Consider the following 24489-nt stretch of genomic DNA (forward strand, 5'->3'; position numbering starts at 1 on the left):
TCGGGTAAGCGCAGCGCCACCCGACAATTCCCCGCACCGTGCATACGTAGGTCGGGTAAGCGCAGCGCCACCCGACGATTACCCCGCACCGTGCATACGTAGGCCGGGTAAGCGTAAGCGCCACCCGGCAACACTCACGCCGAAAGCGGATTACAATGTTCGCGTCTGAGCATCTGGCACAGCGCAATCAGCGGCAAACCGACCAGCGTGTTTGGGTCACGGCCGTCCAGTTTTTCAAACAGCGCAATCCCCAGCCCCTCGCTTTTAAAGCTTCCCGCGCAGTTGAGTGGGCGCTCTTTACGCACGTAATCTTCAATCTCCTGCTCGCTCAGATGACGGAAGTGAACGTCGAAAGGCTCGCATTCGGTTTGCAGATGGCCCGTGGCGGTGTTGTAGAGCGCAAGGCCGGTGTAAAACGTGACGATCGAGCCACGCGCTTTCATTAATTGCAGGCGCGCGTTCTCTTCGGTGTGCGGTTTACCGGTGATCTCGCCGTCCAGCACGCAAACCTGATCGGAGCCTATAATCAGATGATTAGGATAGCGAGCGGCCAGACTTTGCGCTTTCTCCTGCGCCAGGCGCAACACCAGATGACGTGGCGATTCAGCCGGTTGCGGCGTTTCGTCGGTGACGGGCGCGGCGCATTCAAAAGGTATTCCCAGCTTTTCGAGCAATGCACGGCGGTAGGGAGAAGTGGAAGCGAGCACGAGATTTGGCATATTTTTTTCACCAGATATAGCGTATCGATGCCAGCCATTTTAAACTACAGCCCGCAATGTGTGCGAATAATTGGCAAAAGGCAGCCCTGGTTGCCTTTTTCTTTGACTCTATGACGTTACAAAGTTAATATGCGCGCCCTATGCAAAAAGTAAAATTACCCCTGACTCTTGACCCGGTTCGTACGGCTCAAAAACGCCTCGATTATGACGGTATTTATACCGCCGATCAGGTTGAGCGTATCGCCGAGTTTGTGGTCAGTGTGGATACTGATGTGGAATGCTCCATGTCGTTCGCTATCGATAACCAGCGCCTGGCCGTGTTAAACGGTGATGCAAAGGTCACGGTAACGCTCGAGTGCCAGCGTTGCGGGAAACCGTTCACACGTCATGTTCACACAACGTATTGTTTCAGTCCGGTTCGTTCTGACGAACAGGCTGAAGCACTCCCGGAAGCGTATGAGCCGATTGAGGTTAACGAATTCGGTGAAATCGATCTGCTTGCAGTCGTTGAAGATGAAGTCATCCTCGCCCTGCCTGTAGTTCCGGTGCATGATTCTGAACACTGTGAAGTGTCCGACGCGGACATGGTCTTTGGGGAACTGCCTGATGAAGCGCAAAAACCAAACCCATTTGCCGTATTAGCCAGCTTAAAGCGTAAGTAATTAAGGAGTAAGGTCCATGGCCGTACAACAGAATAAACCAACCCGTTCCAAACGTGGCATGCGTCGTTCCCATGACGCGCTGACTGCAGTTACCAGCCTGTCTGTAGACAAGACTTCTGGTGAGAAACACCTGCGTCACCACATGACTGCCGACGGTTTCTACCGTGGCCGCAAGGTAATCACTAAGTAATCACGCGCAAGCGTGATGAAGCTTAGTGAGGCATTCCCCGCGAAAGCGGGGGATACACCGAGCCGGGCAGCGAATATACCTTGACACGTCTAACCCTGGCGTTAGATGTCATGGGAGGAGATTTTGGGCCTTCCGTGACAGTGCCTGCAGCTTTGCAGGCACTGAATTCTAATTCGCAACTCACACTTCTTTTAGTCGGCAATCCCGACACCATCACGCCATTACTTGCAAAAGCTGACTTTGAACAACGTTCACGTCTGCAGATTATCCCTGCGCAGTCAGTTATTGCCAGTGATGCCAGGCCGTCGCACGCGATCCGCAACAGTCGCGGAAGCTCAATGCGAATTGCGCTGGAACTGGTGAAAGAAGGGCGGGCTGAAGCCTGCGTCAGCGCCGGAAATACCGGTGCGCTGATGGGGCTGGCGAAATTAATGCTCAAGCCCATTGAGGGGATTGAGCGTCCTGCGCTGGTGACGGTGTTACCGCATCAGCAGAAGGGCAAAACGGTGGTGCTCGACCTGGGCGCTAACGTGGATTGTGATAGTACGATGCTGGCCCAGTTTGCCATTATGGGCTCGGTGCTGGCTGAAGAAGTGGTGGGGATTGTGAATCCCCGCGTTGCGTTGCTGAATATTGGCGAAGAAGAGACGAAAGGTCTCGATAGCATTCGCGATGCCGCAGAATTGCTAAAATCCATGCCGTCAATCAACTATATTGGCTATCTTGAAGCTAATGAATTATTGACCGGCAAGACCGATGTTCTGGTGTGTGACGGGTTTACCGGCAACGTAACGTTAAAAACGATGGAAGGGGTGGTACGGATGTTCCTCTCCCTGCTGAAATCGCAGGGCGAAGGGAAAAAACGGTCCTGGTGGCTCATTTTATTGAAGCGTTGGTTACAAAAAAGCCTGGCGCGGCGATTCAGTCACCTCAACCCCGACCAGTATAATGGCGCCTGTCTGTTAGGATTGCGCGGCACGGTGATTAAGAGTCATGGTGCGGCCAATCAGCGAGCCTTTACCGTCGCGATTGAACAGGCAGTGCAGGCGGTGCAGCGACAAGTCCCACAGCGGATTGCCGCTCGCCTGGAATCTGTATTAGCTAAAAGTGACTGAGCGTACATGTATACAAAGATTTTAGGTACCGGCAGTTTTCTGCCTGAACAAGTGCGAACCAACGCCGATCTGGAAAAAATGGTCGATACGTCTGACGAGTGGATTGTCACCCGCACAGGTATCCGTGAACGCCGTATCGCCGGTCCAGATGAAACAGTAACCACGATGGGCTACGAAGCGGGCCTGCGCGCGCTGGAAATGGCCGGTATTGATAAAGAAGAGATCGGTCTGATCGTGGTGGCAACCACCTCAGCACCGAACGCCTTCCCGAGCGCAGCCTGTGAGATTCAGGCTAAGCTTGGCATCAAAGGCTGCCCGGCGTTTGACGTTGCGGCGGCCTGCGCAGGTTTTACCTATGCGCTGAGCGTGGCCGATCAGTACGTGAAGTCGGGTGCCGTGAAATATGCGCTGGTGATTGGTGCAGACGTGCTGGCGCGGACCTGCAACCCGGAAGATCGCGGAACGATCATTATTTTTGGTGATGGTGCGGGCGCTGTACTGTTAGGTCAGTCAGAAGAGCCGGGCATTATCTCCACGCATTTACATGCCGATGGCCGCTACGGCGAGCTGCTGACGCTGCCTAACGCCGATCGCGTTAACCCGGAAAACTCTATTTACCTGACAATGGCAGGCAATGAAGTGTTCAAGGTGGCGGTGACGGAACTGGCGCACATCGTCGATGAGACGCTGGAAGCGAACAATCTCGAGCGCTCTGCGCTGGACTGGCTGGTGCCGCATCAGGCGAACCTGCGCATTATCAGCGCCACGGCGAAAAAGCTGGGCATGTCCATGGATAACGTTGTGGTGACGCTCGATCGTCACGGCAACACCTCTGCGGCATCGGTACCTTGCGCGTTTGACGAAGCGGTACGCGATGGACGAATTAAACGAGGCCAACTGGTCTTGCTTGAAGCTTTTGGTGGCGGTTTCACCTGGGGCTCCGCGCTGGTTCGTTTCTAATTAAGGATTAAAAATGACGCAATTTGCTTTTGTGTTCCCGGGTCAGGGTTCTCAGTCCGTTGGGATGTTGTCTGAATTAGCGGCACAGTACCCAATTATTGAAGCCACTTTCCGTGAAGCTTCTGACGCTTTGGGTTACGATCTCTGGGCGCTGACTCAGCAGGGTCCGGCGGAAGAGCTGAACAAAACCTGGCAGACGCAGCCTGCGCTGCTGACGGCGTCTGTCGCACTGTGGCGTGTCTGGCAGGAGCAGGGCGGTAAAGCGCCTGTGATGCTGGCGGGTCATAGCCTTGGTGAATACTCTGCGCTGGTCTGTGCGGGCGTCATTGGTTTTGCTGATGCCGTGCGTCTGGTCGAAATGCGTGGCAAATTCATGCAGGAAGCGGTACCAGAAGGGACTGGCGCTATGTCCGCCATTATTGGTCTGGATGATGCATCTATCGCAAAAGCCTGCGAAGAATCTGCCGAAGGGCAGGTGGTTTCTCCGGTAAACTTTAACTCGCCGGGTCAGGTTGTGATCGCGGGTAACAAAGAAGCCGTTGAGCGTGCAGGCGCAGCCTGTAAAGCTGCGGGCGCGAAGCGTGCACTGCCGCTGCCGGTGAGCGTTCCGTCTCACTGTGCGCTGATGAAACCGGCTGCTGAGAAACTGGCAGTCGAGCTGCAAAAAATCACTTTTAACGCACCAACGGTTCCGGTTGTGAACAACGTTGATGTGAAATGCGAAACAGCGCCAGAAGCGATTCGCGACGCGCTGGTTCGCCAGCTCTACAGCCCCGTGCAGTGGACCAAAACCGTTGAGTTTATGGCCGCGCAGGGCGTTGAGCACCTGTATGAAGCAGGCCCGGGTAAAGTCCTGACCGGTCTGACCAAACGTATTGTTGATACCCTGACTGCATCGGCCATTAACGAGCCAGAAGCGCTGTCAGCGGCACTCGCGCAATAAAAGAGGATTACCATGAGTTTTGAAGGAAAAATCGCGCTGGTCACGGGCGCAAGCCGCGGTATCGGGCGTGCCATTGCTGAGACCCTGGTCGCGCGTGGCGCGAAAGTCATTGGTACAGCAACCAGTGAAAACGGCGCTCAGGCCATTAGCGACTACTTAGGTGCGAACGGTAAAGGTCTGATGCTGAATGTGACCGACGCTGCATCTATCGAATCTGTTCTGGAAAATATTCGCGCAGAGTTTGGCGAAGTGGATATTCTGGTCAATAATGCCGGAATCACTCGCGACAACTTACTGATGCGAATGAAGGACGACGAGTGGGACGATATCATCGAAACCAACCTGTCATCTGTATTCCGTCTGTCAAAAGCGGTAATGCGAGCTATGATGAAAAAGCGTCATGGCCGTATTATCACTATCGGTTCTGTGGTTGGTACCATGGGAAATGCTGGTCAGGCCAACTACGCTGCGGCGAAAGCGGGTCTGATCGGGTTCAGTAAGTCGCTGGCGCGCGAAATCGCGTCACGCGGGATTACTGTAAACGTTGTTGCTCCGGGCTTTATTGAAACGGACATGACGCGTGCGCTATCTGACGATCAGCGTGCGGGTATTCTGGCGCAGGTTCCTGCGGGTCGCCTCGGCGGCGCTCAGGAAATCGCCAGCGCGGTTGCATTTTTAGCCTCTGACGAAGCGAGTTACATCACTGGTGAGACTCTCCACGTCAACGGCGGGATGTACATGGTTTAACCACGATCGAAAATATTTGCGTTATTAGGGCGAATGGCCTCAAAATAACGTAAAATCGTGGTACGACCTGCCGGGATTTAGTTGCAAATTTTTCAACATTTTATACACTACGAAAACCATCGCGAAAGCGAGTTTTGATAGGAAATTTAAGAGTATGAGCACTATCGAAGAACGCGTTAAGAAAATTATCGGCGAGCAGCTGGGCGTTAAGCAGGAAGAAGTTGTGAACTCCGCATCCTTCGTTGAAGACCTGGGCGCAGATTCTCTTGACACCGTTGAGCTGGTAATGGCTCTGGAAGAAGAGTTTGATACTGAGATTCCGGACGAAGAAGCTGAGAAAATCACCACCGTTCAGGCTGCCATTGATTACATCAACGGTCACCAGGCGTAAGTGAACATCTCCAGGCGGTCATTCGACCGCCTGAGTTTTATCTTTTTTAGTCCCACGAATCCCTTTTTTTATCCCTCCCTGGAGGACAAACGTGTCTAAGCGTCGTGTAGTTGTGACCGGACTTGGCATGTTGTCTCCTGTCGGCAATACCGTAGAGTCCACCTGGAAAGCTCTTCTTGCCGGTCAGAGCGGCATCAGCCTAATCGACCATTTCGATACTAGCGCCTATGCAACGAAATTTGCTGGCTTAGTAAAGGATTTTAACTGTGAAGAGATCATCTCGCGCAAAGAACAGCGCAAGATGGATGCCTTCATTCAATATGGAATTGTCGCTGGCGTTCAGGCCATGCAGGATTCTGGTCTTGAAATTACGGAAGAGAACGCAACCCGCATTGGCGCCGCTATTGGCTCCGGGATTGGCGGTCTTGGCCTGATCGAGGAAAACCACACCTCTCTGGTGAACGGTGGCCCACGTAAGATCAGCCCATTCTTCGTTCCGTCCACGATTGTTAACATGGTGGCGGGTCACCTGACCATCATGTTTGGCCTCCGTGGCCCTAGCATTTCTATCGCAACAGCTTGTACCTCTGGTGTGCATAACATCGGTCAGGCAGCGCGTATCATCGCTTACGGTGATGCTGACGCCATGGTTGCCGGTGGTGCTGAAAAAGCCAGTACTCCGCTGGGCGTGGGTGGTTTCGGTGCGGCGCGTGCGCTGTCTACCCGTAACGACAATCCTCAGGCTGCGAGCCGTCCGTGGGACAAAGACCGTGATGGTTTTGTTCTGGGCGATGGTGCTGGCATGATCGTACTCGAAGAGTACGAACACGCGAAAAAGCGTGGCGCGAAAATTTATGCAGAAATCGTCGGTTTCGGCATGAGCAGCGACGCTTATCACATGACCTCTCCGCCGGAAGATGGCGCGGGTGCGGCACTGGCGATGGTTAACGCGATTCGCGATGCGGGTCTCGAACCTGGTCAGATTGGCTATGTTAACGCCCACGGCACCTCGACGCCGGCTGGCGATAAAGCAGAAGCTCAGGCCGTTAAGTCCGTATTTGGTGATGCAGCAAGCCGCATTATGGTCAGCTCCACCAAATCCATGACCGGCCACCTGCTGGGTGCTGCAGGCGCAGTAGAGTCTATCTACTCGATCCTGGCGCTGCGCGATCAGGCTGTTCCGCCAACCATCAACCTGGATAACCCGGATGAAGGTTGCGATCTGGACTTCGTTCCACACGAAGCGCGTCAGGTCAGCGGTCTGGAGTACACCCTGTGTAACTCCTTCGGCTTCGGCGGCACGAACGGCTCTCTGATCTTTAAAAAGATCTAAGGCTTGCTGCCCGGTAGCGTTAAATAAAAAGGTCCGCTTGTCGGGCCTTTTTTATTCAGTTTTCTTCCCTTGTTCTGCCTTATTCATCCTGCCAAACTATCGGGTCACGAAAAAGGAGCCTCCATGTTCTTCATCAATGGCCAACAGCAGGACTCTCTTCCTGCGAGCGACAGGGCGACCCAGTTTGGCGATGGCTGCTTCACCACGGCACGCATTGCTGAGGGCGAAGTCTGCCTGCTCGACGCCCATCTTCAGCGTTTACAGCTGGCGTGTGAAAGGTTGCTGATTCCTTTTACACAGTGGGCTGAACTTCAGCGTGAAATGATCGACATGGCGAAGGGCAACCCTCGCGGCGTGCTAAAAGCCATTATCAGCCGTGGCGCGGGCGGACGCGGTTACAGCGGTGCCAGTTGCCTGAATCCCACCCGAATTCTCTCTGTTTCTGCCTATCCCGCACACTACGACCTGTGGCGTCGCGACGGCATCCGCCTGGCGCTCAGCCCGGTTCGTCTGGGGCGCAACCCCATGCTTGCAGGAATAAAACATCTCAACCGACTCGAGCAGGTGCTGATCCGCGCTCATCTTGAACAGTCAGACGCCGAAGAGGCGCTGGTTCTTGACAGCGACGGGCTCATTACGGAATGCTGTGCGGCCAATTTATTGTGGCGACGGGGCAACGATGTTTTCACGCCGAAGATGGATCAGGCCGGGGTGAATGGCATCATGCGCCAGTTTTGTTTGCAGAACCTGGCACACTCGGCCTTTCGCGTTGTCGAAGTTCACACAGGCGTTGAGGCGCTGCTGGACGCCGATGAAGTCGTGGTCTGTAATGCCTTAATGCCCGTCGTGCCGGTTCGAGCTTACGGTGACAAGACCTGGTCATCGCGTGAGTTGTACTCGTTTTTAGCCCCACTGTGTGAGCAAACAAGATAGTCATGAAAAAAATGTTGCGCTTTGTCCTCCTCCTTCTCGTCGTGATGGCTATCGCGGGCGGCGTGGGAGTCTGGAAGGTTCGTCAGATGGCGAACAGTCACATTCTGATTAAAGAAGAAACCGTCTTCACGCTGAAAGCCGGCACCGGGCGCTTAGCGCTGGGCGAACAGCTTTACGGCGATAAAATTATTAACCGTCCGCGCGTTTTCCAGTGGCTGCTGCGCCTTGAGCCTGAGCTGTCGCATTTCAAAGCCGGGACCTACCGCTTTACACCGGGCATGACGGTGCGTGAGATGCTGGCGCTGCTGGAAAGCGGCAAAGAGGCACAGTTCCCGCTGCGATTCGTCGAAGGCATGCGCCTGAGCGACTACCTGAAACAGCTGCGTGATGCGCCGTACATCAGCCACACTCTGAAAGATGACAGCTACGCCACCGTCGCTGAGGTTCTTAAGCTGGAGCATCCTGAGTGGGTGGAGGGCTGGTTCTGGCCTGATACCTGGATGTATACCGCAGGGACCACGGACGTTGCGATTTTGAAGCGTGCGCACAAAAAAATGATGGCCGCCGTCGATAAAGCCTGGGAAGGGCGCGCGGACGGTCTGCCGTACAAAGACCAAAACCAGTTTGTGACCATGGCCTCGATCGTCGAAAAAGAGACGGCCGTGGCGAGCGAGCGCGATCAGGTGGCATCGGTGTTTATCAACCGTCTGCGTATCGGCATGCGCCTGCAAACCGACCCGACGGTGATTTACGGCATGGGCGAGAACTATGCCGGGAAGATATCCCGTAAGGACCTCGAGACGCCAACGGCGTATAATACCTACGTGATTAGCGGTTTGCCGCCAGGGCCCATCGCGACGCCTAGCCAGGCGTCACTGGATGCCGCCGCGCATCCGGCGCACACACCGTATCTCTATTTTGTGGCTGACGGAAAAGGGGGGCATACCTTTAACACCAACCTTGCCAGCCATAATCGCTCTGTTCAGGACTATCTGAAGGCACTTAAGGAAAAAAATGCGCAGTAATTACATCGTCATAGAGGGGCTGGAAGGCGCCGGGAAAACCACCGCACGCAACGTGGTGGTCGACACACTGAAAGAGCTGGGCATCGAAGAGATGGTCTTCACTCGCGAGCCGGGCGGCACAGTGCTGGCTGAAAAGCTCAGAAGCCTGGTGCTGGACATCAAATCCGTCGGCGACGAAGTGATTAGCGATAAAGCCGAAGTGCTGATGTTTTACGCGGCGCGCGTGCAGCTGGTCGAAACGGTGATCAAACCGGCGCTGGCAGAAGGGCGCTGGGTGATCGGCGATCGCCATGATTTATCGACGCAGGCCTACCAGGGCGGCGGACGCGGAATCGATCAGACCATGCTCGCGACGCTGCGCGATGCGGTACTGGGTGATTTCCGCCCGAACCTGACGCTGTATTTGGATGTCACTCCGGCGGTGGGCCTGAAGCGCGCCCGCGCCCGCGGCGAGCTGGATCGCATCGAACAGGAGTCTCTGGATTTCTTTAACCGCACCCGCGCGCGCTATCTTGAACTGGCGGCGCAGGACAGCTCGATTCGCACCATCGATGCCACTCAATCCCTGGAAGACGTCACGCGTTCTATCCGTGAAACCGTGACCGCATGGGTACAGGAGCAGCAGGCATGAAATGGTATCCATGGCTGCGTCCGCACTTTGATCAGCTGATTAGCAGCTATCAGGCCGGTCGGGGGCATCATGCGTTACTGATTCAGGCGCTGCCCGGCATGGGCGACGACGCGCTGATTTATGCCATCACCCGTTTTCTGATGTGTCAGCAGCCCGAAGGGCATAAAAGCTGCGGCAAATGCCGCGGCTGCCAGCTGATGCAGGCGGGAACCCATCCGGATTACTACACGCTGGAGCCTGAGAAGGGCAAAAGCTCGCTCGGTATCGACGCGGTGCGTGAAGTCAGCGAAAAGCTGTATGAACACGCGCGCCTCGGCGGGGCGAAAGTCGTCTGGTTAAAAGACGCGGCGCTGCTGACGGAAGCGGCGGCGAATGCGCTGCTCAAAACTCTGGAAGAGCCGCCGGTCAATACCTGGTTCTTTATGTCCTGTCGCGAGCCGGGTCGATTACTGGCGACATTGCGCAGCCGTTGCCGACTTCATCACCTCGCTGCACCGCAGGAATCCTGGGCTTTAACCTGGCTTGAACGCGAAGTGACGGTGTCACAGGACGCGGCGCTGACGGCGCTGCGCTTAAGTAGCGGAGCACCCGCTGCAGCGCTGGAACTGCTGCAAAAAGAGACCTGGGCGCAACGCACACAGCTTTGCGATGCCCTGAGCAGCACGCTGGAAAGCCGCGACTGGCCTGGATTGCTGCCCGCATTAAACCACGAACAGGCACCTGCGCGTCTGCACTGGCTGGCGTCACTGGTTCTGGATGCGATCAAACTGCAGCAAAGCGCGCAGCAGCTCAGCAACGCCGACGTCTGGCCGCTGGTCAACACCCTGGCAAACCAGCTTTCCGGGGCTATACTGCGCGCGATTTTCCATGATGTCAGCGTATGCCGCGAACAACTCTTAAGCGTAACCGGCGTGAATCGTGAGCTGTTACTCACGGACCTGTTACTGCGTATCGAACATTACCTGCAACCAGGCACGCTGCTGCCTGCTTCCCATCTCTGAGAGAGACATTATGTTTTTAGTCGACTCACACTGCCATCTCGATGGCCTGGATTATCAATCACTGCATAAAGACGTGGACGATGTGCTGGCAAAAGCCGCCGCCCGCGATGTGAAATTCTGTCTGGCTGTCGCCACGACGCTGCCCGGATATCGCTCGATGCGCGATCTGGTGGGTGAGCGCGACAACGTCGTCTTCTCCTGCGGCGTGCATCCGCTCAATCAGGATGAAGAGTACGACGTCGAGGATCTGCGCCGGATGGCGGCGGAAGCGGGCGTAGTGGCCATGGGTGAAACCGGGCTGGACTATTTTTACACGCCGGAAACAAAACCCCGCCAGCAGGAGTCTTTCCGCAACCACATCCGTATCGGACGCGAGCTGAACAAACCGGTCATCGTCCATACCCGCGATGCGCGCGCAGATACCCTCGCCATCCTGCAGGAAGAAAAAGTGACGGATTGCGGTGGCGTACTACACTGTTTCACAGAAGACAGAGAAACGGCGGGTAAGCTGCTTGATTTGGGGTTTTATATCTCGTTTTCCGGGATCGTGACGTTCCGTAATGCTGAGCAGCTGCGTGATGCTGCGCGTTATGTGCCTCTCGACCGGATCCTGGTGGAAACAGACTCGCCTTATCTGGCACCGGTGCCGCACCGCGGTAAAGAGAACCAGCCAGCCATGACGAGAGATGTGGCTGAGTATATGGCCGTCCTGAAAGGTGTCAGCCTCGAAGAGCTGGCGCGCACCACGACGGAAAACTTCGCTAATCTGTTCCACATCGCCCCCTCCCGCCTGCAATCTGTTTGATACACCTGTTTTTTTTGGGCTCGTAATTAATAAACAAAGCGAGTAAAGTTCACCGCCTTATTTAGGGCGGTGACGGTGTATTTAGACATATCTGGACATGCTTTTTGTAAATTACTGAAAGTTTTTCGATCGTCTGAAGCTGAAACGTGATAGCCGTCAAACAAAGTCACAGGGATTTATTTTACTCTGTGTAATAAATAAAGGGCGCTTAGATGTCCTGTCCACGGCGCGGTTCTCCCCCCGTGCCCATGCGTGAAAGCGTAAAAAAAGCACAAATACTCAGGAGCACTCTCAATTATGTTTAAGAATGCATTTGCTAACCTGCAAAAGGTCGGTAAATCGCTGATGCTGCCAGTATCCGTACTGCCTATCGCAGGTATCCTGCTGGGCGTCGGTTCTGCAAACTTCAGCTGGCTGCCAGCCGTAGTTTCACACGTGATGGCCGAAGCAGGCGGTTCTGTTTTTGCTAACATGCCGCTGATCTTCGCTATCGGTGTTGCACTGGGCTTCACCAATAACGACGGTGTATCTGCTCTGGCCGCGGTTGTTGCTTACGGCATCATGGTGAAAACCATGGCTGTGGTTGCGCCACTGGTACTGCATTTACCTGCTGAAGAGATCGCAGCGAAACACCTGGCCGATACCGGTGTTCTCGGCGGTATCATCTCTGGTGCCATTGCAGCCTACATGTTTAACCGCTTCTATCGCATCAAGCTGCCTGAGTATCTGGGCTTCTTCGCGGGCAAGCGCTTCGTACCGATCATCTCTGGTCTGGCTGCGATCTTCATGGGCGTTGTGCTGTCCTTCATCTGGCCTCCAATTGGTACGGCTATCCAGACCTTCTCTCAGTGGGCTGCATACCAGAACCCGGTTGTGGCGTTTGGTATCTACGGCTTCGTAGAGCGCTGCCTGGTGCCATTTGGTCTGCACCACATCTGGAACGTTCCATTCCAGATGCAGATTGGTGAATACACCAACGCCGCAGGTCAGGTATTCCACGGTGACATCCCACGTTACATGGCAGGTGACCCAACTGCAGGCAAACTGTCTGGCGGCTTCCTGTTCAAAATGTACGGTCTGCCGGCTGCAGCGATTGCTATCTGGCACTCTGCTAAACCAGAGAACCGTGCAAAAGTGGGCGGTATCATGATCTCCGCAGCGTTGACCTCGTTCCTGACCGGTATCACCGAGCCGATCGAGTTCTCCTTCATGTTCGTTGCGCCGATCCTGTACGTTATCCACGCGATTCTGGCAGGCCTGGCATTCCCAATCTGTATTCTGCTGGGTATGCGTGACGGTACGTCCTTCTCGCACGGTCTGATCGACTTCATCGTTCTGTCCGGTAACAGCAGCAAACTGTGGCTGTTCCCAATCGTTGGTGCGTGCTACGCAGTGGTGTACTACACCGTCTTCCGCGTGCTGATCAAAGCACTGGACCTGAAAACTCCGGGTCGTGAAGATTCTACTGACGATGCGAAAGCAACCTCTACCAGCGAAATGGCTCCTGCTCTGATTGCAGCATTCGGCGGTAAAGAAAACATCACTAACCTGGACGCGTGTATCACTCGTCTGCGTGTGAGCGTTGCTGACGTCGCGAAAGTTGACCAGCAGGGCCTGAAAAAACTGGGCGCAGCGGGTGTTGTTGTTGCAGGTTCGGGCGTTCAGGCAATCTTCGGTACTAAATCCGATAACCTGAAAACCGAAATGGATGAGTACATCCGCAGCAACTAAGTTGTGACCTGGGGAGACTAAGGCAGCCGAATGGCTGCCTTTTTTATTGTGCCAACATTTAAGCCCGGTGGCGCTGCGCTTACCGGGCCTACGGGTTTTGTAGGTCGGGTAAGCGCAGCGCCACCCGACAATTTCCGCACACCGCCCACAAAAAAGGGAGCCATTCGGCTCCCTTCGTCATCACTCACGACTTAGAAACGGTATGTACCGCTCACCGAGAAGTTACGCGGTGCGCCGTAAACGCCGTAGCTGCCCAGGTAATCGTAATACTCCTCATCAAACACGTTGTTCAGGTTGCCCTGAACCGAGAAGTTTTTGGTGACCTGGTAGCGGGTAAAGAGATCCACCACCGTGTAACCACCCTGAGTGATCTGATTCACGCCGTTCGGGCCGTTATCGAGATCCTGCCAGGTTTTGTTCTGCCAGCGCGCGCCACCGCCGACGGTCAGCTCAGGCAGCATCGGCAACTGGTAGCGCGTAAACAGCTTCAGAGAGGTACGCGGCTGGCCTGGGTTGACGGCAGTGCCGTTCTCATCGTCAGCAATGTAGCGGCTGCCGCCGAAAGTCAGCTGCCAGTTGTCGGTCAACGCGCCGTTCAGCTCGAACTCAATCCCTTTGCTGACGGTCCCATCCACAGATTTATACGCCGACTGACCGCCGGAGCCTGGAATGGTTGTCCCGGTGTTCACGGCGACGTTGTCCTGCTCAATACGGAAGACGGCGAGCGTCGCGGTCAGGCGGGTGCTGAACCAGTCACCTTTCACACCGGCTTCATAGCTCTTGCCGGTGGTCGGGTCGATGAAGTTGCTGTTGACATCTCGCTGGCCAGACGGCTGGAAGATCGAAGTGTAGCTTCCGTAAACCGACCAGGTATCGTCGATGTCATAGATCAGGCCCGCATACGGCGTGACGTCATCGAATTTGCTGTTGCGGATCTCGTCCGGTTTACGCTCCAGGTTGTATTTGGCGCTCCACTCGGTGTAACGCGCGCCGAGGATCAGATGCAGCGGATCGGCCAGAGAGATACGGGTCGCGGCATAGACAGATTTCTGGCGGATCACGTCGCGCTGGTACAGTGAGAAGCCGGACCAGGTCGGATCGGCCAGGTTGCCGTTGTAATCGTAAATGCTGCCGACATCCATCAGGCCGTAATTGTCGTTAACCGGATAGGAGTTGTCGTAGTTATTGCGCTGGCGGCTGTAGCTCCCGCCGAACATGATTTGGTGCTGACGGCCAAGCAGGTCATACCCGCCGCGTACGAACGCATCCACGGAGTCCTGTTTTCGCTCGCCGCGGTTCCAGCCGCCCCAGGCACCGTACCATTTGGAGGCATCGTACAGGCCAGTTGCCTTGTCCGGATAACCGTCGATGTACATCAGCTTGCTGTCGAAGTTAGTTTCCGCGTGCATGGCGTTAACCTTCGCTTCCCAGCCGTTATCAAAGCGCTGAGTGAGGTTGGCAAACACTTTGGTAGAATCGTTGTTCGAGTAAGTCCAGTCGGCTGCGGTGTTAAAGCCGCGGCGGAAATCGGTTTTGCTGCCATCGCTGAACATGGAAGGGAAACCGCCCCAGGTTGGGCTGTCCTCTTCGCTTTCCTGGTAGTCATAACCCAGGGAGAGGGTGGTGGAGTCCGTCACGTCCGCATCGAGAATGCCGGAGACGAACTTCTTGCGATAGTGGTTACGCTCCACCCAGGAGTCGCGGTCTTCGTACCCGGCGATCACGCGCCCGCGCACGTTGCCGGATTCCGTCAGCGGCGCCTGGAGATCCATCACGTAACGCTGTTTATCCCAGCTGCCATAGGTGGCGGAGACGTTGCCTTTAAACTCTTTGCTGTCCGCGTGTTTACGCACCATGTTGACGTAAGCGGAAGGGTTGCCCGTGCCGCTCATCAAACCGGCCGCGCCGCGCACCACTTCGATTTTATCGAAAATAGCGGTATCGCCCGCGGTATCACCAAAGTTCCAGCGGTTGTCGAGGAAGGTCGGCATGTCTTCATAGGCAAAGTTGCTGATGAAGAACCCGCGGGAGTAGAAGTTGGTACGGCTGGTATCAATGCGGGAAGCGCTGACACCGACGGTGTTATCCAGTACCGAGCCGATGGTGTTCAGCTCCTGGTCCTGCATACGCTGCTGGCTGATGACGCTGACCGACTGCGGAATATCACGCGAAACCAGTAATAATTTGGTGCCGGTGGTGGTGGTTTTGACGCTGTAATCCTGATCCTGCGCGCTATTCTGATCTTGCGCGTTATCAGCCCCGTCAACGATGACGGTATCTTCCGGATTGGATTCTGCGAAACTTGCGGTCGGCATCAATGCCATAGCAATACAGGCTGCCAGCAACGAAGGTGTTGCGACAGGCTGACGTTGCCCATCCCTGGTGTGATTAATGAAAGACATCATCAAACCCTTTCTGAGTGAATGGTAAATTGTCTGCCCCAGTCCCGATAACGGTCGGAGGTCATTTCTATGTTGAAAATGCGCATGAAAATGCAAATGCGAAATATACGCATTTGAATTAACCATGTAAACAGATGTAACCATTTCACCTGAAATTATGTTTCAGTCATATCTAAGGGCAGGATGGTCAATCAGCGACCATCCATTGTGGGTAAAGGAAAGAAATCACGGGATAAGGTTGAAAGGACAGGAGAAACTCGCTCATACTCTTGTGTTGTGTCACGGGCAATCGCCGCACCGCCAGCCTTTGCCGGTCACGTCACGCCAGATTAAACAAAAAAGGAAAACGTCATGGCTGAAGAAACCATTTTCAGTAAAATTATCCGTCGTGAGATCCCGTCGGATATCGTGTATCAGGATGAACTGGTCACAGCTTTCCGCGACATTTCACCTCAGGCTCCGACACACATCCTTATTATCCCCAATATTCTGATTCCGACCGTCAATGACGTGAAAACTGAGCATGAAGTGGCATTAGGCCGTATGCTGACGGTAGCAGCGAAAATTGCTGAACAGGAAGGGATTGCCGAAGACGGGTACCGTCTGATCATGAACTGTAATCGTCATGGTGGGCAGGAAGTTTATCATATTCACATGCATCTGCTGGGCGGTCGTCCGCTGGGTCCGATGCTGGCGCATAAAGGTCTTTGATATGCAAAGAGGGCGTAAAGCGGTTCTGGCTCTGACACTGGCGATGGTCCTCGCGGGCTGTAGCTCGCGTCCGGCGATCCCGGTCAGCGATGAACAGACGCTGGTGATGGAGTCGTCGGTTCTGGCTGCGGGCATTACCGCTGAGGCACCGTCGCTCACGGTCAGCGAAATTCAGCCGTCGGCGTCCTCCAGACTTTATAACGAAAGAAACCAGCCAGTTACCATCCACTATCGGTTTTACTGGTATGACGTAAGAGGCCTCGAGATGCATCCGCTTGAAGCGCCACGCAGTGTCATCATTCCGGCCAATTCGTCGGTCACACTTTATGGCAGCGCTAATTATCTGGGTGCGCATAAGGTCAGACTTTATCTTTATTTGTAAGGGGTGAACCTTGATTAAGAATTTGGGCCGTTACGCGCTCGTTACCGCTTTCGCGCTGTTCCTGTCGGGGTGTATCAACCGTACGGAACAGCAACCTGCTCCTGTTGATGAGGTGAAGCCTGGCACTGAACAGCCGGTGACGCCGACCGAGCCAGTGCCAACGGTGCCATCCGTACCGACGATCCCGGAACAGCCGGGCCCGATTGAACATCCCGATCAAACCTCGCAGCCTGCGCCGCGCGTCCGTCACTATGACTGGAACGGTGCCATGCAGCCGATGGTGGGCAAAATGTTGCAGGCTCAGGGCGTGACCGCTGGCAGCGTACTGCTGGTGGATAGCGTCAACAACCGCACCAACGGCTCGCTGAATGCGGGTGAAGCCACGGAAACCCTGCGCAATGCGCTGGCGAACAACGGCAAGTTTACGCTGGTTTCCGTCCAGCAATTGTCCGTGGCGAAACAGCAGTTGGGCCTGTCACCGCAGGACAGCCTGGGCTCGCGCAGCAAAGCCATTGGCATCGCCCGTAACGTTGGCGCGCAATACGTGCTCTACTCCAACGCGACCGGCAACGTCAACACGCCAACCCTGCAAATGCAGCTGATGCTGGTTCAAACAGGCGAAATTATCTGGTCAGGTAAAGGTGCCGTTACACAACAATAACGTCACGCGCGAAACCCTGCTTTCGCGCGACTTCCCGCAATATCGCCTTATCGCGCCGCAAACCCACGCCGGGTTTAGCGGCGCGAGTTGCATTATTGAGCACGGCGATCGCCGTCTGGTGTTGCGCCAGCGTCATGACGCCACCGGGCCCGCCTTTGCGTTTCGCCGTCAGTATCACGCCCTGAAACGTCTTCCCGCCGATCTGGTGCCTGAGCCGCACTTCTTTCATCACGACTGGATGGCGGTCGAGTATCTTGTGGGCGAGATCAAAAGCGAGCTTCCTGATACCCAAACCCTGGCAGGCATGCTGTATTATCTGCACCGGCAATCCCGTCTTGGATGGCGCATCACGATCCTGCCGCTGCTGGATGCCTACTGGCAGGGAGCCGCGCCTTCACGGCGATCGCCATTCTGGCTGGCGACGTTAAAACGTCTGCGCCAGCGCGGCGAACCGCGCCCTCTGCGGCTGGTGCCGTTGCATATGGACGTGCATGCCGGAAATATCGTCCATACCCCATCGGGAGAACGGCTGATCGACTGGGAATACGCGGGCGATGGCGACGTGGCGCTGGAGCTGGCGGCGGTCTGGGTGCCGTCGGAAAAGGCCCGGCAGACGCTTATTAGAGCCTATGCCAACACGGCGAATATGGATGCGTATCAGCTGCAACAGCAGGTTCAGCGCTGGCGGCCCTGGGTACTGATGATGATGGCCGGATGGTTCGAATTACGCTTTCAGCAATCGGCTGACAAACAATTTATCGCGCTGGCAGATGACGTCTGGCGTGAGTTACAAACTAAAGGATAAGAGAGGTTCGTGTGGGTCCAGTGATGTTGGATGTTGAAGGGTATGAACTCGATGCGGAAGAGCGCGATATTCTGGCGCATCCGCTGGTGGGTGGGCTGATTCTGTTTACCCGCAACTATCACGATCCTGCGCAGCTGCGCGAGCTGGTGCGTCAGATCCGCGCGGCGTCCCGCAACCGTCTAGTGGTCGCGGTCGATCAGGAAGGCGGACGCGTGCAGCGTTTTCGCGAGGGCTTCACCCGTCTGCCGGCGGCACAATCTTTTGCTGCCCTGCTTGGTACTGAAGAGGGTGGTAAGCTGGCGCAGGACGCGGGCTGGCTGATGGCGAGCGAAATGATCGCCATGGATATCGATATCAGCTTTGCGCCGGTGCTGGACGTCGGGCACATCAGCGCGGCCATCGGTGAGCGCTCCTACCATGAAGATCCGCAGATTGCCCTGGCGATGGCGACGCGCTTTATCGACGGCATGCACGACGCGGGCATGAAAACCACCGGGAAACACTTCCCGGGTCACGGAGCGGTCACGGCGGATTCTCACAAAGAGACGCCGCGCGATCCGCGCCCTGAGGCGGAGATTCGTGCCAAAGATATGTCCGTGTTCCGCTCGCTCATTACCGACAACAAGCTCGACGCCATCATGCCAGCGCATGTGATCTACAGCGAGGTCGATCCGCGTCCGGCCAGCGGGTCCCCGCACTGGCTGAAAACCGTGCTGCGCCAGGAGCTAGGCTTTAACGGCGTGATTTTCTCCGACGATCTGTCGATGGAAGGGGCGGCGATCATGGGCAGTTACGCCGAGCGCGGTCAGGCGTCGCTGGATGCGGGTTGCGATATGATCCTGGTCTGCAATAATCGTAAAGGGGCGGTTAGCGTGTTAGATAACCTGTCGCCGATCAATGCTGAACGTGTTACACAATTGTATCATAAAGGTTCATTTAGCCGTCAGGAGCTGATGGGCTCGTCTCGCTGGAAGACAGTGAACGCCGAGCTTGAAGCACTCAATGAGCGCTGGCAGGCACACAAAGCGGGCCAATAAACCCCTCTCGGAAGGCGTCGTGTGGTGAGGAAACAATGATCATTTATTTGCACGGTTTTGATTCGAACAGTCCTGGTAACCATGAAAAAGTGCTGCAACTGCAGTTCATCGACCCGGACGTGCGGCTGATTAGCTACAGCACGCGCCATCCGAAGCATGACATGGCGCATCTGCTGAAAGAAGTGGACAAGATGCTGCAGCTCAACGTCGACGATCGTCCGCTGATTTGCGGCGTGGGACTCGGTGGCTACTGGGCAGAGCGGATCGGTTTTCTCTGCGATATTCGCCAGGTGGTGTTCAATCCGAATTTGTTCCCTGACGAGAACATGGAAGGCAAGATTGACCGCCCGGAAGAGTACACCGATATTGCAACCAAATGCGTGAGCAATTTCCGCGAGAAGAACCGCGACCGCTGCATGGCGATCCTCTCCCGTCATGACGAGGCGCTGGATAACCTCCGCGCGGCAGAGCTGCTGCATCACTACTATGAAATTGTCTGGGACGAAGAGCAGACCCACAAATTCAAAAATATCTCCCCGCATCTGCAGCGCATCAAAGCCTTCAAGACCCTGGGCTAACCCCCTCTGACTCCCTCAAAGCCCGGCCGCGAAAGCGAGCCGGGCTTTGTCTTTGCTACAATTGTACAAATTTAAATCACCAAAACTTGATTCACATCAATTTTGGTATGACCAATGCGCCTGGCGTGTTATTCTCAATGCACCTGAATGGTTTCAGTGTTGTAACCTGTTGTTAATTAAGGGTTATTCTCATAACTTTTAATTAACAATTGGTTAATAATTTGAGGGGGTCACATTGACTACGCCATTGAAAAAGATAGTGATTGTAGGCGGCGGCGCAGGTGGGCTGGAGCTGGCTACGCAACTCGGCAAGAAGCTGGGCCGTGGCAAGAAAGCCAAAATTACGCTGGTCGATCGCAACCACAGCCATCTGTGGAAACCGCTGCTGCATGAAGTCGCCACCGGTTCCCTGGACGAAGGTGTCGATGCCCTGAGCTATCTGGCGCACGCGCGTAATCACGATTTCCAGTTCCAGCTGGGCTCGGTGATGGACATCAACCGCGAAAGCAAAACCATTACCCTGGCCGAGCTGCGTGACGAGAAGGGCGAGCTGCTGGTTCCTGAGCGCAAACTGCCGTACGACACGCTGGTGATGGCGCTGGGGAGTACCTCGAACGACTTCAATACCCCGGGCGTAAAAGAGAACTGCATCTTCCTCGACAACCCGCATCAGGCGCGTCGTTTCCATCAGGAGATGCTGAACCTGTTCCTGAAATATTCCAATAACCTCGGTGCCAGCGGCAAAGTGAACATCGCGATTGTCGGCGGCGGGGCGACGGGCGTAGAGCTCTCTGCGGAACTGCACAATGCGGTGAAACAGCTGCACAGCTACGGCTACAAAGGCCTGACCAACGAAGCGTTGAACGTGACGCTGGTCGAAGCGGGCGAGCGCATTCTGCCTGCGCTGCCACCGCGCATTTCCGGTGCGGCGCACAACGAACTGACCAAAATGGGCGTGCGCGTGCTGACCCAAACCATGGTTACCAGCGCCGACGAAGGCGGTCTGCACACCAAAGGCGGGGAGTACATTCAGGCCGATCTGATGGTCTGGGCTGCCGGTATCAAAGCGCCTGATTTCATGAAAGAGATTGGCGGACTGGAAACCAACCGTATCAACCAGCTGGTGGTCGAGCCGACGCTGCAAACCACGCGCGATCCGAACATTTTCGCCATCGGTGACTGCGCATCTTGCGCGCGTCCGGAAGGCGGGTTCGTTCCTCCGCGCGCTCAGGCCGCGCACCAGATGGCAAGCCTCGCGCTGCACAACATTCTGGCGCAGACCAAAGGCAAAGCGATGAAGTCCTACGTCTACAAAGACCACGGCTCGCTGGTCTCCCTGTCGAACTTCTCCACCGTGGGCAGCCTGATGGGTAACCTGATGCGCGGCTCTATGATGGTTGAAGGGCGCATCGCGCGTTTCGTCTACATCTCGCTGTACCGCATGCACCAGGTCGCGCTGCACGGTTACTTCAAAACCGGCCTGATGATGCTGGTGGGCAGTATCAACCGCGTCATTCGTCCGCGCCTCAAACTGCACTGATCCTTCAATCCCTCCGGCTCCCGGAGGGATTTTTAGCATTTCCTGCTGACAATATCCGTCAGGGTGCTTAAGAGTTCTCCTAAACGCGCACCTTTTCATTTCACGCCTCTCTTTTTGAGCGTTATTCCGATTGGCGAACCCTTTCTTTGATTGCAAAATTGTTACCAATAGCAACAAAGGAGGAAGTCCCGTGAATAAATCTATGTTGGCGGGTATAGGGATTGGCGTAGCTGCGGCGCTGGGCGTGGCAGCAGTGGCCAGTCTGAACGTGTTTGAACGCGGCCCGCAGTACGCACAAGTTGTTTCAGCCACACCGATTAAAGAGTCGGTGAAAACCCCTCGTCAGGAGTGCCGCAACGTCGCGGTGACCCACCGTCGTCCGGTGCAGGATGAAAACCGTATCGCAGGCTCCGTGCTGGGTGCGGTTGCGGGTGGCGTGATTGGTCATCAGTTTGGCGGCGGACGCGGGAAAGATGTCGCGACCGTGGTCGGCGCACTGGGTGGCGGCTATGCCGGTAACCAGGTCCAGGGCGCGATGCAGGACGGCGATACTTACACCACCACGCAGCAGCGCTGCAAAACCGTGTATGACAAATCAGAGAAAATGCTCGGCTACGATGTGACCTACAAAATTGGCGATCAGCAGGGCAAAATTCGGATGGACAAAGACCCGGGTACCCAGATCCCTCTGGATAGCAACGGTCAGCTGGTTCTGAATAACAAGGTGTAAAAAAAGCGGTATTTTTGAATTTGGCTCCTCAAACGCTCAGGCTGAGGAGCCTTTTTTTCGCCTGTCAGAAGGTCAGGGCGTAGTTCAGACCGAAGGTGCGTCCGCGGCCTTTATACTCGTACAGCGCCGCATTCCCGTAGGTTGGACTGTAGAGCAGCGGCGCGCGCTGTCCCCAGACGGTGGTGTACTCTTTGTCGAGCAGGTTTTCGACGCTAAACGTCAGCTTGCCCAGAGGGAGCTGATAGCTGCCGATAAAATCAACGGTATTGTAGCCATCAATTTTATTGCCCGCCGCGTCGCTCAGATCGAAGGCCTGCTGGGTTTGCAGACGCAACGCCCACGGCTCTGGCGCCCAGCCGACGTAAGCTGTCGCTTTCGACGGTGACGCCTGAGTCACATCCCATTTCTCCCAGGAACCGTTGGTTTTGATCTCGGATTTCAGGACGTTGAAGTTCCCGCCGAGGCTCCAGTTGCTGTCAGGAATAAAGTAATCCACCGCGCCTTCGACGCCGTAGATGCGGCGCTTCTGCGGATTCACGTCGATGGTCATGTCCGCGCGGTTGATATCAATGGATTTGTCCGACAGGGAGTAGTAAGCCGCAATCTGGGTGCGCAGCTGATCGCCGGTAAAGCGCCAGCCCAGCTCATACGAATCGACTTTAATCCCTTCGAGTTTGGCATCATTCGGGTTCACGCTTTTCAGCAGCGCCAGGTGGCCCTGCGCATCCGCTTTGCTGTAGGAGCCATTGCCGTAATATTTCCCCGGATCCGGCAGTTCGACGCCCTGAGAGAAGTTAAACCACACCTGCTGACGCTCGGTAAGGTGCGCCAGGATCCCGGCGTTAAACAGGACATTATCGTAATCGGTTTTGCCGCCCGGAATGGCGTCGGCGGAGAGGGCGTCGCCTTTGGCGATCGTCTGCTGCTCTTTATAGCCGATGAAATCGTCGACGCGGTTTTCGGTCCACTGATAGCGCACGCCGCCGCTCAGGGTAAAGACGTCGTTAATGTCGTAGCTGTTTTGCAGGAACGGGGCGAAGTTGGTGATGCTGTAGCCCGGATAGCGGCCCGTGCTGTAAGCCGACTGGTTATTCATCCCGCCGGAAGGGACGGAATCCGCCAGGTTGAAGAACATCTGGTTGGAATCAAAGGTTTCGTGGTCGGCATCGATACCCCAGGTGAGCTGCCAGCCGTCGAGCGGTTTGCTGTTCAGCGTCAGCTTGGCACCGTACTGATCCGTATTCTGCTCGGAGGCGGAGAAGCTGGAGATTTGCCCTTTCGCCACCGTCGGGAAGGGGTAGAAGCGCAGGGATTCATCGCGATAATAGATCTGCCCGACCAGCTCCTGTCCCCAGAAATCGGTATCGGAATATTGCAGGCTAACCAGATGACGCTCGGTGCCGGGAATACGGTCCGAGCTAAAGCCGCTTGAGGTGCGCGCCGTGCCGTTGCCCGTCACCGCGCTCATGTTCTTATCGAGATACAGCCCGTAATCGTCGTCGCCCTGGCTTTTGTAATACTGCGTGACCACCTGCAGCTGGCGAGTCTCATCGATTTCGATGGTGCCGGTTCCCATCACGTCCAGGCGATCCGAGTGTTGCAGGCCGGTCTGAGTGTTGTCGAAGGTCAGGGCGTCGCCGTTACCGTCGTACCAGCCACCGAAGCGCTGATAAGCCACTGAAAGACGGCCCGACGCATTGTCATTCCCGCCGCTGACGGCAGCCGCAACACGCTCATCGCGATCGTCGCTGTTGTTAAAGCCGCTTTTGCCGCCGAGTTCCAGATCGACCTGCGTCTCCGGCTGCCCTTTTTTGGTGACGATATTGATCAGCCCGCCGGTACTGCCGCCGCCGTACAGCGACGTCGAGCCGGAAATGACTTCGATATGCTCGACGTTGAACGGATCGATAGAATCCAGCTGACGGCTGTCGGTACGGGACGAGTTCAGACGCACGCCGTCGATCAGCACCACAATCGCGCGGCCGCGCATGTTCATGCCGTAGTTGGTGCGCCCCTGGCTGCTGACGTCCATACCGGGGATCAGCTGGCCGAGAATATCTTTGAACTCTTTCCCGCCCTGAACCTGCTGTTCAATCTCCTGACCTTCAATAATCCACGTGGTCTGCGCCATTTCGGCGACGGTGCGGTGGCTGCGGTTGGCGCTGACAATCAGGTTTTCTTCGTTTTGTTGTTCTGCGTACAGCGGCATCGCGATAGCCAGCAGAACGGGATTAAGCACCCAGAGGCTCTTCTTCATCATCATTCCTTGTTGAGCGTTTGCTCTTTTTTATCGGCAGGTCAAATCACACAATGGAAACATTGTGAAATAAATGTAAACGCGAATATTGCCGATAAAGAGTCTCATTATCAACCCGCTGAAATGAGAGGGTTTACAGGAGATGAAAGTGAAAAAAGTGGGGGAGAGGAGAAAAAAAAGGGCGGAGAGCCGCCCTTCAA

Annotated in this window: 25 protein-coding genes; 22 read left to right on the forward strand and 3 right to left on the reverse strand. The window is 55.5% G+C overall.

Going from position 1 to position 24489, the window contains the following annotated elements; all coding sequences use genetic code 11:
- Positions 1-134: 134 nt before the first annotated feature.
- Positions 135-719 (reverse strand): Maf family protein, encoded by a 585-nt coding sequence (locus U9O48_RS08785; RefSeq protein WP_282494914.1) that lies wholly within the window; start codon positions 717-719, stop codon positions 135-137.
- Positions 720-859: 140 nt separating this feature from the next.
- On the opposite strand from U9O48_RS08785, the gene yceD reads away from it, so the two are divergent.
- From yceD to ptsG, 14 genes are all read left to right on the forward strand, one after another.
- Positions 860-1381 carry a 23S rRNA accumulation protein YceD gene (gene yceD, locus U9O48_RS08790; RefSeq protein WP_282494915.1) on the forward strand — a complete coding sequence of 174 codons (522 nt, stop codon included), beginning with the start codon at positions 860-862 and terminating at the stop codon, positions 1379-1381.
- Between the two features lie 16 nt (positions 1382-1397).
- Positions 1398-1571: a 50S ribosomal protein L32 gene (gene rpmF, locus U9O48_RS08795; protein ID WP_071844907.1), complete on the forward strand. Its 174-nt coding sequence runs from the start codon at positions 1398-1400 to the stop codon at positions 1569-1571.
- 80 nt (positions 1572-1651) lie between these two features.
- Positions 1652-2686, forward strand: coding sequence for a phosphate acyltransferase PlsX (plsX, locus tag U9O48_RS08800; protein WP_206732569.1), 1035 nt, complete (start codon positions 1652-1654; stop codon positions 2684-2686).
- Between the two features lie 6 nt (positions 2687-2692).
- Complete coding sequence (locus U9O48_RS08805) at positions 2693-3646, forward strand: beta-ketoacyl-ACP synthase III (protein WP_282494916.1); 954 nt, start codon at positions 2693-2695, stop codon at positions 3644-3646.
- Between the two features lie 13 nt (positions 3647-3659).
- Positions 3660-4589, forward strand: coding sequence for an ACP S-malonyltransferase (gene fabD / locus U9O48_RS08810; protein ID WP_282494917.1), 930 nt, complete (start codon positions 3660-3662; stop codon positions 4587-4589).
- A gap of 12 nt (positions 4590-4601) precedes the next feature.
- Positions 4602-5336, forward strand: a complete 735-nt coding sequence (gene fabG, locus U9O48_RS08815) for a 3-oxoacyl-ACP reductase FabG (RefSeq protein WP_285145859.1) — start codon at positions 4602-4604, stop codon at positions 5334-5336.
- Positions 5337-5490: 154 nt separating this feature from the next.
- Positions 5491-5727, forward strand: a complete 237-nt coding sequence (gene acpP, locus U9O48_RS08820; RefSeq protein WP_003857954.1) for an acyl carrier protein — start codon at positions 5491-5493, stop codon at positions 5725-5727.
- Positions 5728-5818: 91 nt separating this feature from the next.
- Positions 5819-7060, forward strand: coding sequence for a beta-ketoacyl-ACP synthase II (gene fabF, locus U9O48_RS08825; protein ID WP_282494919.1), 1242 nt, complete (start codon positions 5819-5821; stop codon positions 7058-7060).
- A gap of 123 nt (positions 7061-7183) precedes the next feature.
- The gene (gene pabC, locus U9O48_RS08830) at positions 7184-7993 is read left to right on the forward strand and encodes an aminodeoxychorismate lyase (protein WP_285145860.1); all 810 of its coding nucleotides are present in this window, start codon (positions 7184-7186) and stop codon (positions 7991-7993) included.
- 2 nt (positions 7994-7995) lie between these two features.
- Positions 7996-9018: a cell division protein YceG gene (gene yceG / locus U9O48_RS08835; protein WP_285145861.1), complete on the forward strand. Its 1023-nt coding sequence runs from the start codon at positions 7996-7998 to the stop codon at positions 9016-9018.
- Entirely contained in the window at positions 9008-9649 is a 642-nt protein-coding gene (gene tmk, locus U9O48_RS08840) for a dTMP kinase (protein ID WP_285145862.1), read from the forward strand. Before yceG ends, tmk begins: the two co-directional genes overlap by 11 nt.
- Complete coding sequence (holB, locus tag U9O48_RS08845) at positions 9646-10650, forward strand: DNA polymerase III subunit delta' (RefSeq protein WP_285145863.1); 1005 nt, start codon at positions 9646-9648, stop codon at positions 10648-10650. Before tmk ends, holB begins: the two co-directional genes overlap by 4 nt.
- Positions 10651-10660: 10 nt before the next feature.
- Positions 10661-11455, forward strand: a complete 795-nt coding sequence (locus U9O48_RS08850; RefSeq protein ID WP_285150768.1) for a metal-dependent hydrolase — start codon at positions 10661-10663, stop codon at positions 11453-11455.
- 297 nt (positions 11456-11752) lie between these two features.
- Positions 11753-13186 (forward strand): PTS glucose transporter subunit IIBC, encoded by a 1434-nt coding sequence (ptsG, locus tag U9O48_RS08855; protein ID WP_282494925.1) that lies wholly within the window; start codon positions 11753-11755, stop codon positions 13184-13186.
- A gap of 191 nt (positions 13187-13377) precedes the next feature.
- Here ptsG and fhuE read toward each other — a convergent pair whose 3' ends face one another.
- Positions 13378-15588, reverse strand: coding sequence for a ferric-rhodotorulic acid/ferric-coprogen receptor FhuE (gene fhuE, locus U9O48_RS08860; protein WP_324724389.1), 2211 nt, complete (start codon positions 15586-15588; stop codon positions 13378-13380).
- A 351-nt stretch (positions 15589-15939) separates the two neighbouring features.
- Between fhuE and hinT the strand changes: the two genes are divergently transcribed.
- The 8 genes from hinT to U9O48_RS08900 all read left to right on the forward strand — a co-directional run bounded on the left by hinT (position 15940) and on the right by U9O48_RS08900 (position 22032).
- Positions 15940-16299 carry a purine nucleoside phosphoramidase gene (gene hinT / locus U9O48_RS08865; protein ID WP_006809243.1) on the forward strand — a complete coding sequence of 120 codons (360 nt, stop codon included), beginning with the start codon at positions 15940-15942 and terminating at the stop codon, positions 16297-16299.
- 1 nt (position 16300) lies between these two features.
- A complete protein-coding gene (locus U9O48_RS08870; RefSeq protein ID WP_285145865.1) occupies positions 16301-16681 on the forward strand; it encodes a YcfL family protein in 381 nt (126 codons plus the stop codon).
- 10 nt (positions 16682-16691) lie between these two features.
- Positions 16692-17342 carry a penicillin-binding protein activator LpoB gene (gene lpoB, locus U9O48_RS08875; RefSeq protein WP_390888262.1) on the forward strand — a complete coding sequence of 217 codons (651 nt, stop codon included), beginning with the start codon at positions 16692-16694 and terminating at the stop codon, positions 17340-17342.
- Complete coding sequence (gene thiK, locus U9O48_RS08880; protein WP_285150765.1) at positions 17323-18147, forward strand: thiamine kinase; 825 nt, start codon at positions 17323-17325, stop codon at positions 18145-18147. Before lpoB ends, thiK begins: the two co-directional genes overlap by 20 nt.
- Before the next feature lie 11 nt (positions 18148-18158).
- Positions 18159-19184, forward strand: coding sequence for a beta-N-acetylhexosaminidase (gene nagZ / locus U9O48_RS08885; RefSeq protein WP_285150764.1), 1026 nt, complete (start codon positions 18159-18161; stop codon positions 19182-19184).
- A 35-nt stretch (positions 19185-19219) separates the two neighbouring features.
- On the forward strand, positions 19220-19762 hold the full coding sequence (ycfP, locus tag U9O48_RS08890; protein ID WP_095281607.1) for an alpha/beta hydrolase YcfP: 543 nt from the start codon (positions 19220-19222) through the stop codon (positions 19760-19762).
- A 235-nt stretch (positions 19763-19997) separates the two neighbouring features.
- The gene (locus tag U9O48_RS08895) at positions 19998-21302 is read left to right on the forward strand and encodes an NAD(P)/FAD-dependent oxidoreductase (protein ID WP_095281608.1); all 1305 of its coding nucleotides are present in this window, start codon (positions 19998-20000) and stop codon (positions 21300-21302) included.
- Positions 21303-21492: 190 nt separating this feature from the next.
- Complete coding sequence (locus U9O48_RS08900; RefSeq protein ID WP_095281609.1) at positions 21493-22032, forward strand: glycine zipper 2TM domain-containing protein; 540 nt, start codon at positions 21493-21495, stop codon at positions 22030-22032.
- 64 nt (positions 22033-22096) lie between these two features.
- On the opposite strand, the gene U9O48_RS08905 is transcribed toward U9O48_RS08900, so the two are convergent.
- The gene (locus U9O48_RS08905) at positions 22097-24289 is read right to left on the reverse strand and encodes a TonB-dependent siderophore receptor (protein WP_324724105.1); all 2193 of its coding nucleotides are present in this window, start codon (positions 24287-24289) and stop codon (positions 22097-22099) included.
- Positions 24290-24489: the final 200 nt, after the last annotated feature.

It is taken from the genome of Lelliottia sp. JS-SCA-14, assembly GCF_035593345.1.
GTDB lineage: Bacteria > Pseudomonadota > Gammaproteobacteria > Enterobacterales > Enterobacteriaceae > Enterobacter > Enterobacter wanjuensis.